This is a genomic window from Thermogemmatispora sp., assembly GCF_019683755.1.
Classification (GTDB): Bacteria; Chloroflexota; Ktedonobacteria; order Ktedonobacterales; family Ktedonobacteraceae; genus Thermogemmatispora.
Genome location: NZ_JADGHT010000243.1, coordinates 1 through 7167 on the forward strand (window position 1 = coordinate 1; position 7167 = coordinate 7167).

Genomic DNA, 7167 nt, shown 5'->3' on the forward strand with positions numbered 1-7167 from the left:
GGGTTATGAAGATCCTAATTATAGAAGATGAAAATAACATTGCACAACTGATCCGGCTCTATCTGGAGCAGGCTGGGTATGAAGTAATCATCGCTGGAGATGGGGCGGCTGGACTGGAGCTGCACGCAAGGGAAAAGCCGGACCTGGTCATTCTGGATCTGATGCTACCGGCCCTGGATGGGATGGAAGTCTGTCGCCGGATTCGCGCCTGGGCGGACACCCCTATTCTGATGTTGACAGCGCGACAGGGCGAAGAGGACCGCATTGCCGGGCTAGAGCTGGGAGCCGATGATTATCTAGTCAAACCTTTCAGCCCACGAGAGGTTGTCAGTCGCGTACGGGCCATCTTACGGCGCACCGCCCTGGCTGGAGTCCATCGAGCTGGCAGCGCAGGGGGGAATGGAAGCGAGGGGAGTACCGGTGAGCAGAGCCGGCAGGGAGGAGAGCGCGAGCGAGAAGAACTGCGCTTCCCGGGCCTGGTCATTAATATTCCAGCGCGGCGCGTCGAGGTCAACGGACAGCGTGTTGCCCTCACAGTCAAAGAGTTTGATCTATTAGTCGTGCTGGCCTCCTCGCCGGAGCGTGTCTTTACACGCGAAGTCCTGCTCAATAAAGTCTGGGGCTATGACTACCTGGGTGATGGGCGCACAGTCGATGTCCATATTGGCACGCTGCGCAAAAAGATCGAGGCAGTGCCCGGCGCGCCGCGCAACATCAAGACTGTCTGGGGGGTTGGCTACAAATTTGAGCCAGAGGCGTCTGCATGAGTGAACCGGCGACCAGTTCCTCCCAAGTATCTCCTCCTCCCCTACCGGAGCAGGCAGCTACTGGGCTTCCTGCCTTGAGCCTACGCAGCAAACTGGTGCTCAGCTATCTGGCGGTGGCCCTGGGAGCGATTATTGTGCTCGCCATCGCCGTTATAGCTGCCGTCTACAACTACTACTACACGGCCCAGATTCGGCAGCTACAGGATGCTGCCCAGACCTATGCCCGTGGCGTCGAGGACTTCTACAGCTACCAGCTTGGTGGGCACTGGGGTCCATTTTCGCTGCGCTTTCCCGTGCCGGCGCTGCTGGTGATTGTCGACCAGAATGGCCATCAGCTCCTTTGCAATCCGCCCAGTGGCTTTGATAGCCACTTCTGTGCTGACACGGCCATCGCCCAAACGGCGGCGCAGGCTCTCCAGGGCAATGAGGTCGACGGTCATCTAGAAAGCGGAGGGTTCAAAGGACTCTACGTCAGCGTCCCACTCTATGATCAAAGTAGCAGCAATCGCCAGCTCATCGGCGCCTTACTCATCGCCGAACCTGAAGCGTCGCCGCAGCGCTTCCTTAGCAATGTGACCCAGGCCATCCTACTCGCTGGACTGCTCATTGGGGTAGCGGTGATCATCTTTAGCCTGCTGCTGGCGCGCAGCCTGACCCGTCCACTGGAGTCCTTAACCGCCGCCGTTGAGCGCATGAAAGAGGGCGACTATTCGCAGCGGGTTGATCCGCCTCCCTCTCAGGACGAACTGGGGCGCCTGGCTCAGACCTTCAATGCGATGGCTGACCGCATTGAGGCCGATGTGGCGGAGCTGCGCCGACAGGACCAGATCCGGCGCGATATGATCGCCAATATCGCTCATGATCTGGCGACTCCCCTTACGGCCATTCAGGGCTTTAGCGAGGCCCTGGCCGATGAAGTCATCCAGGAGCCAGCCGCGCGCAAGGAAACGGCGCAGCTCATCGCGCGCGAGGTCCAGCGTTTGCGCCGGCTGGTCGCCGATATTCAGCATATGACCCTGCTGGAGTCGGGCCGGGCCCGACTTGACCTGGCGCCGCTCGACCTGGCGGTCCTGGTCGATGAGACGCTGGCCGTCATCGAGCCTGAATGCACCCAGGCCGGTATTACTCTACACAATACCATTGACCCGCGCACCCCCCCGGTCTTGGCCGACAGCGATCGCATTACGCAGGTCCTGCTCAATCTGATTGATAATGCGCGTCGCCATACGCCCGCCGGGGGCACGATCAGCGTAGGGGCTCGGCGCCTGGGCCGCATGCTAGAGGTCTGGATACGCGATACGGGCGTGGGCATCGATCCGATCGATCTCCCCCACATTTTTGAACGCTTCTACCGCGCTGATCGGGCGCGCAGCGGGGGACGTGGCGGCAGCGGCTTGGGCTTGACGATCGTCAAGGCGATCGTGACGGCGCATGGCGGTACAGTGGCCGCAGAGAGCACCCCTGGCAAAGGAACCTGCATTCGCTTTACTCTACCGCTAGCCCCAGGTCAGGAGGAACAGGGAAGACCGTCGGGGCCACACTCAGGACGCGAGCACAGAGATAGAAGTGAGCGCTTACTGCCCCCATCACGAGGATATAATACATAAAAGAGCCAGCAGGGTGCGGCACGGCCTGCTGCGTCAGCCTGGCTTTGGCTGTTTGCCAGGTCGCGCCGAATGGTGCCGAATGGTGCGGAACAGCCTTTAACGACTGGCTTCTTGATGAGTGACAGGCCTTGAAGCCGCAGATTAGGCAGAAAGGAGCGCCTCATTTATGGCGATCGATCAGAGCGTGATTGGCAAAACTTCGGACCCCCAGACCTTTGAAGTCACGGAGGAGGCAGTGCGGCGCTTTATGGAGGCGACAGGCGATCCCGCGCTGGAGCGCCAGGCCCCGCTTGTCTACGCACCTCCGACTTTTCCAACCACGTTCCGTGTTCGTCCCCCAGAGTTGCAGATTGATCCTGCGCAGATGCAGCTACTGCATGGCGAGCAGAGCTATAGCTATCGGCGACGCCTGCGCATCGGGGAACAGGTGACCTGCGTGGCTCGGGTGGCAGATGTGCGTGAGCGTACTGGACGCTCCGGCCCCATGACCTTTGTCATTTTGGAGACCGAGGGACGCGACGCCAACAATCAGCTCATCTTTACGGCACAGGGAACACTGATTGTGCGTGCTAAAAAGCAAGGTTAACCGTTGACAAATCTCAAGGGTCAGTATACAATACAATGCGGAATCTATGAGAGATGCCCTCGTGGCGGAATGGTATACGCAGCAGGTTGAGGGCCTGTGCCCGTAAGGGCGTGGTGGTTCGAGTCCACTCGAGGGCACCTCTTCTAGCAAGCTTGCATCCGCCTGGCGAGCGGCATGAGAGTAAAAAGGCTCGCTCGCCAGCGATGCAGAGCCTTCTTCTCTCCTCTTCCTTTCTCTTGTTCTACTAGCGAAAACGCATGTGCTCACGATGCCCTCGTGGCGGAATGGTATACGCAGCAGGTTGAGGGCCTGTGCCCGTAAGGGCGTGGTGGTTCGAGTCCACTCGAGGGCACCGCTCGTATGGTGGCAAGAGGCGGACCCGCGCAGGTCGCCGCCTCTTCCACTTTCCTGGCTCGTGAAGCGAGCCCTGTCTGTGGGCGACTAGCTCAGTTGGGTAGAGCGGCTGCTTTACACGCAGTAGGTCAGGGGTTCGAGTCCCTTGTCGCCCATTCCTCTCTGTTCTGCTCCTCCTTCCTTTCTCTCTTTCCCTCTTTCTTTACTTTACTTTTAGCTGACGCCAGTGGGGCTGGCCTGGTGGGTTTAACTGGCTGGTTTAGTTAGTTGGTGGGTGGGTAGGCGTCGTCTGATCTGCTCGCTGCTAGCGCCGACGTTCCCCAGAGATTGGCTTCCTTCCCCTCTGGCCGCTCTTCTTTTTTTATCAGGATTGTGCTCGCCTCTGAGATCCTGCTCGCTCTGGCGGAGGCTTCTCAGCTTATCGTCATGGGCTGGGCAGGCGGGCGAAGCGGGCTATCAGGGTCGGCAGAGCTGTTAGCGTGCTACATTGTCAGGTAGGGAAGCAGGCGCTATCATTCATCATAGCTGCGCAGGTGAGCGAAGTCGCGTCCGAGACTATCAGTTGTATCAGCCGGTCCTTCTGTCAGCAGCGAGTGCTTAATTCTGTCGGCGGGGGAAGGCATCCTCTCTGCTCGCTGAGATAGGGCCTTGGCTCACTGCAGAGCAGGAAGGCTGGATCGCCCCGTCGGCTGGCGGCCTTGGGCTGACAGAGAGAGAAGCAACTGAGCAGAGCTGCTCAAGACAAAGGAGGCGAAACGTGAGTATCACGCATGGTGGCTGGCTGGTTGCCAAGATTCTCAAGCGTGAGGGCGTTGAAGTCGTCTTCACGCTCAGCGGAGGGCATATTGCAGCCATCTACGACGGCTGTGTCCGTGAAGGCATTCGTGTCATTGACACTCGACACGAGCAGGCGGCGGTACATGCAGCCGAAGGCTGGGCCAAGTGCACACGCCGGCCAGGCGTAGCCTTACTGACAGCCGGTCCGGGGGTTACCGATGGAGTGACGGGCGTGGCCAATGCCTATCTGGCCGGTAGTCCTGTCCTGGTCATCGGCGGCGCGGCCCCGTTGAGCCTGTGGGACCGCGGCGCCTTGCAAGAAATGAATCAAATCGATCTCTTACGTCCCATCACCAAATGGGCGCGCACAGTACACGAAACTGGACGTATTCCTGAGTATGTCGCTGCTGCCTTCCGCCAGATGCTTAATGGGAAGCCCGGCCCCGTTTTTCTAGAGATCCCGATGGACATCCTCAATAACCTGGCCGACACCGACAATGTGACTGACCCGGGCGAGCCGCGAAGCTATCGCCCGGCGGGTCCAGTGCAGCCGACACCTGACCAGGTAGAGAGGGCTGCAGCTCTGCTGGAGCAAGCTGAGCGTCCAGTCATTATGGCCGGCAGCGCTGTCTGGTGGTGCGATGCCTCCGAAGCCTTGCGCGAGCTAGCCGAGCGTATTCAGGCCCCGGTCTATCTCAACGGAGCCGGGCGGGGTTGCCTGCCTCCCACCCATCCCCTCTTCTTCAGCGCCTCGCGGCGCAAAGCCCTGGAAGGTGCCGATACGATCCTGGCCATTGGAACGCGCATGGACTTTCGTCTCAATCATGGGCGGCCGCCGCTCATCCCTGCTGAGGCCCGCCTCATTTGGTTCGATCTTGCGGGCGAGGATATTGGAGTCAATCGTGGGGCCGATGTAGGACTGGTGGGTGATGTGGGTCTGGCTATGCGCCAAGTTGCTGCGGCCTGCAAGCCCTATAGCGGTGAGCGCGCCTGGCTGCGCTTTATTCGTGAAGCAGAGGCCAAAGCCTGGGAGCGCGATGCGGCAGCTCTCAACTCCGACGCCGTACCCATCCATCCGATGCGTCTCTGTAAGGAGATCCGTGATTTTATCGATGAAGAGACCACGGTGATCGGAGATGGGGGGGACATCGTCAGCTATGGCGGACGCGTGATCAACGTCTACCGTCCCGGCTACTGGCTGGATGCTGGTCCAATGGGAACGCTGGGAACGGGGACCGGTTTTGCCATGGCCGCCCAACTGGCGCGCCCAGGCAAGCGCGTGCTGATCTTGCATGGAGACGGCGCCTTCGGGCTGAACGGTATGGAGTTTGAAAGCATGGTGCGCCATAAGCTACCTGTGGTCTCGGTGATTGGCAACGATGGCGCCTGGGGCCAGATTAAGCATCCCCAGAAAGCTCTGATTGGCCATGCTACGGCAGCAGAACTGGCACCGGGTATCCGCTACGATAAGATGGTGGAGGCCCTAGGCGGCTATGGCGAGCTAGTGGAACGTCCTGAGGAGATCCGCCCAGCCCTGGAACGTGCTTTCGCTTCAGGTCTGCCCGCGTGCATCAATGTACTAATCGATCCCGACAAGCCCTATAGCCGTTCGACCAATGTCGCGGTCTAGCCAACCGCTTACCATAGCGGCGACTGATCTCTCCCTGGCTCAACTCGCGGCTGCAAGCTCACAGGGCGTTCCCATGAGATGACCGATCGGGAAAGAGACCAACAGTCTCAGAAACGGCGGGCGGAAGCAGGGCCATCATCGGACTAATAAAGAGCGGCGGAGCTGGCGCCGGCTAAACCAGAAGCTGCCGGTGCTGCCTCCGCCGCTTACCTCCCTATTGAGGGAGGAGCGTAGCTTGCCTGCTCGTGGCTGACTAAGTTTGCTCTTCCGCGGCACGGGTCAGGCCACCCTGCTGGCAAGCCACTCCTTGAGAAGATATTGCCTTTGCTTGTTGTGAGCGCTCTGTTTGGGAGACGGACGAATCCTGATTCTTACTCCTTTCAAACTGGCCTCGACTTTTCTTCTACCCGCACGCGTCCAGGCGCTCAGGCCACTTGACGCGCTAGCGCGGCTAATCACCAGCGGGCTAGAGGCCAGTACGGTCCTCTCTTGTGCTTGTGCTGCCTACCGGCCTGGGCCTCGGCTAGGGCTGGCAGGACCATTCACGCCAAGAGAACCCATCACGCGCGAAGACCTCATAAGCAGCACGAATATTAGCCGCCGCGTTGTAAGGCGAGTAAGCTGCCTGTGAGGTGGTGGCCCAGGTGCTAGGCAGGAACTGGAAGAGACCCGCCGCTCCAGAGGAGCTATTGGTCGCATACGGATTCAGCCCCGACTCACACTGGGCAACGCTCAGCGCCTGCGCTCCATAGGAGCCGAAAACCTGATAGATCATCTGCGGAATCGAACCGCCAACGCTCTGAGACGAGGTGGTCGAAACCGCGCTGCTCTGTGCCGTCTGGCTCTGACTCTGGACGCTCACCGAGGTTGCGCTATTGCTCCCTTGACCAGGAATGCAAACTCGCTGCCCCGGGAAGATCAGGTCCGGGTTGGCAATGTGGTTATAGGAAGCCAGCGTCTGCCAGCTTGTGCCATAGCGCACGGCGATCCCGCTCAAGGTATCGCCCGAGACAACGGTGTAGCAGCCACTGGCGGCCTGGGCATGGGCCCCCTGGCTGCTCAAAGTGAGCAGGGCGCCCGCCAGCGCTAGGGCCAGCATGAGGCTGGCGGCAAATTTCGTGAAGAGACGACCTCCTTTGTTCTGCTGTCCGCACTTACGAATGTCCGTATGTAGCAACTGCATGTAACCCCTTCTGACTAAACCTACAAGTCTCCCCAAACAGCGGCTTCCAGCGAGCCAGATAGCCTTGGCGACCACAGCGATCAGCTCAGCCTCTTGTCTGCCTGTCAGGAAAGGCCACTAGCTAAAGCCAATCAGCTCAGTCGACGACCCGCCGAAAGCTCTAGCGTCCCCGCAAGGTGCAAAGACACCCCTGTGGAGAGCTGTTGACCGTCGCGGGAACACGGATATGATAGCATGAGCTAAATTGGAACATGCAAATACTC

Annotated in this window: 5 protein-coding genes and 3 tRNA genes; 7 read left to right on the forward strand and 1 reads right to left on the reverse strand. The window is 59.7% G+C overall.

The genetic code is table 11. The features are described from left to right. Positions 1-5 precede the first annotated feature (5 nt). The 7 genes from IRZ24_RS14505 (at position 6) to IRZ24_RS14535 (ending at position 5721) form a co-directional block, all read left to right on the forward strand. The gene (locus tag IRZ24_RS14505) at positions 6-767 is read left to right on the forward strand and encodes a response regulator transcription factor (RefSeq protein WP_322481213.1); all 762 of its coding nucleotides are present in this window, start codon (positions 6-8) and stop codon (positions 765-767) included. Continuing rightward, entirely contained in the window at positions 764-2374 is a 1611-nt protein-coding gene (locus IRZ24_RS14510; RefSeq protein WP_297165472.1) for a HAMP domain-containing sensor histidine kinase, read from the forward strand. The genes IRZ24_RS14505 and IRZ24_RS14510 overlap by 4 nt, the downstream gene beginning before the upstream one ends. A 166-nt stretch (positions 2375-2540) precedes the next feature. Further along, on the forward strand, positions 2541-2960 hold the full coding sequence (locus tag IRZ24_RS14515; protein ID WP_297165474.1) for a MaoC family dehydratase N-terminal domain-containing protein: 420 nt from the start codon (positions 2541-2543) through the stop codon (positions 2958-2960). Positions 2961-3015: 55 nt separating this feature from the next. Further along, a tRNA-Leu gene (locus IRZ24_RS14520) sits at positions 3016-3097 on the forward strand. 133 nt (positions 3098-3230) lie between these two features. After that, positions 3231-3312, forward strand: a tRNA-Leu gene (locus tag IRZ24_RS14525). Between the two features lie 83 nt (positions 3313-3395). Beyond that, positions 3396-3469, forward strand: a tRNA-Val gene (locus tag IRZ24_RS14530). Positions 3470-4071: 602 nt separating this feature from the next. Continuing rightward, the gene (locus IRZ24_RS14535; protein ID WP_297165476.1) at positions 4072-5721 is read left to right on the forward strand and encodes an acetolactate synthase; all 1650 of its coding nucleotides are present in this window, start codon (positions 4072-4074) and stop codon (positions 5719-5721) included. A 523-nt stretch (positions 5722-6244) separates the two neighbouring features. Here IRZ24_RS14535 and IRZ24_RS14540 read toward each other — a convergent pair. Then, positions 6245-6904, reverse strand: coding sequence for a LysM peptidoglycan-binding domain-containing protein (locus IRZ24_RS14540; protein WP_297165478.1), 660 nt, complete (start codon positions 6902-6904; stop codon positions 6245-6247). Positions 6905-7167: the final 263 nt, after the last annotated feature.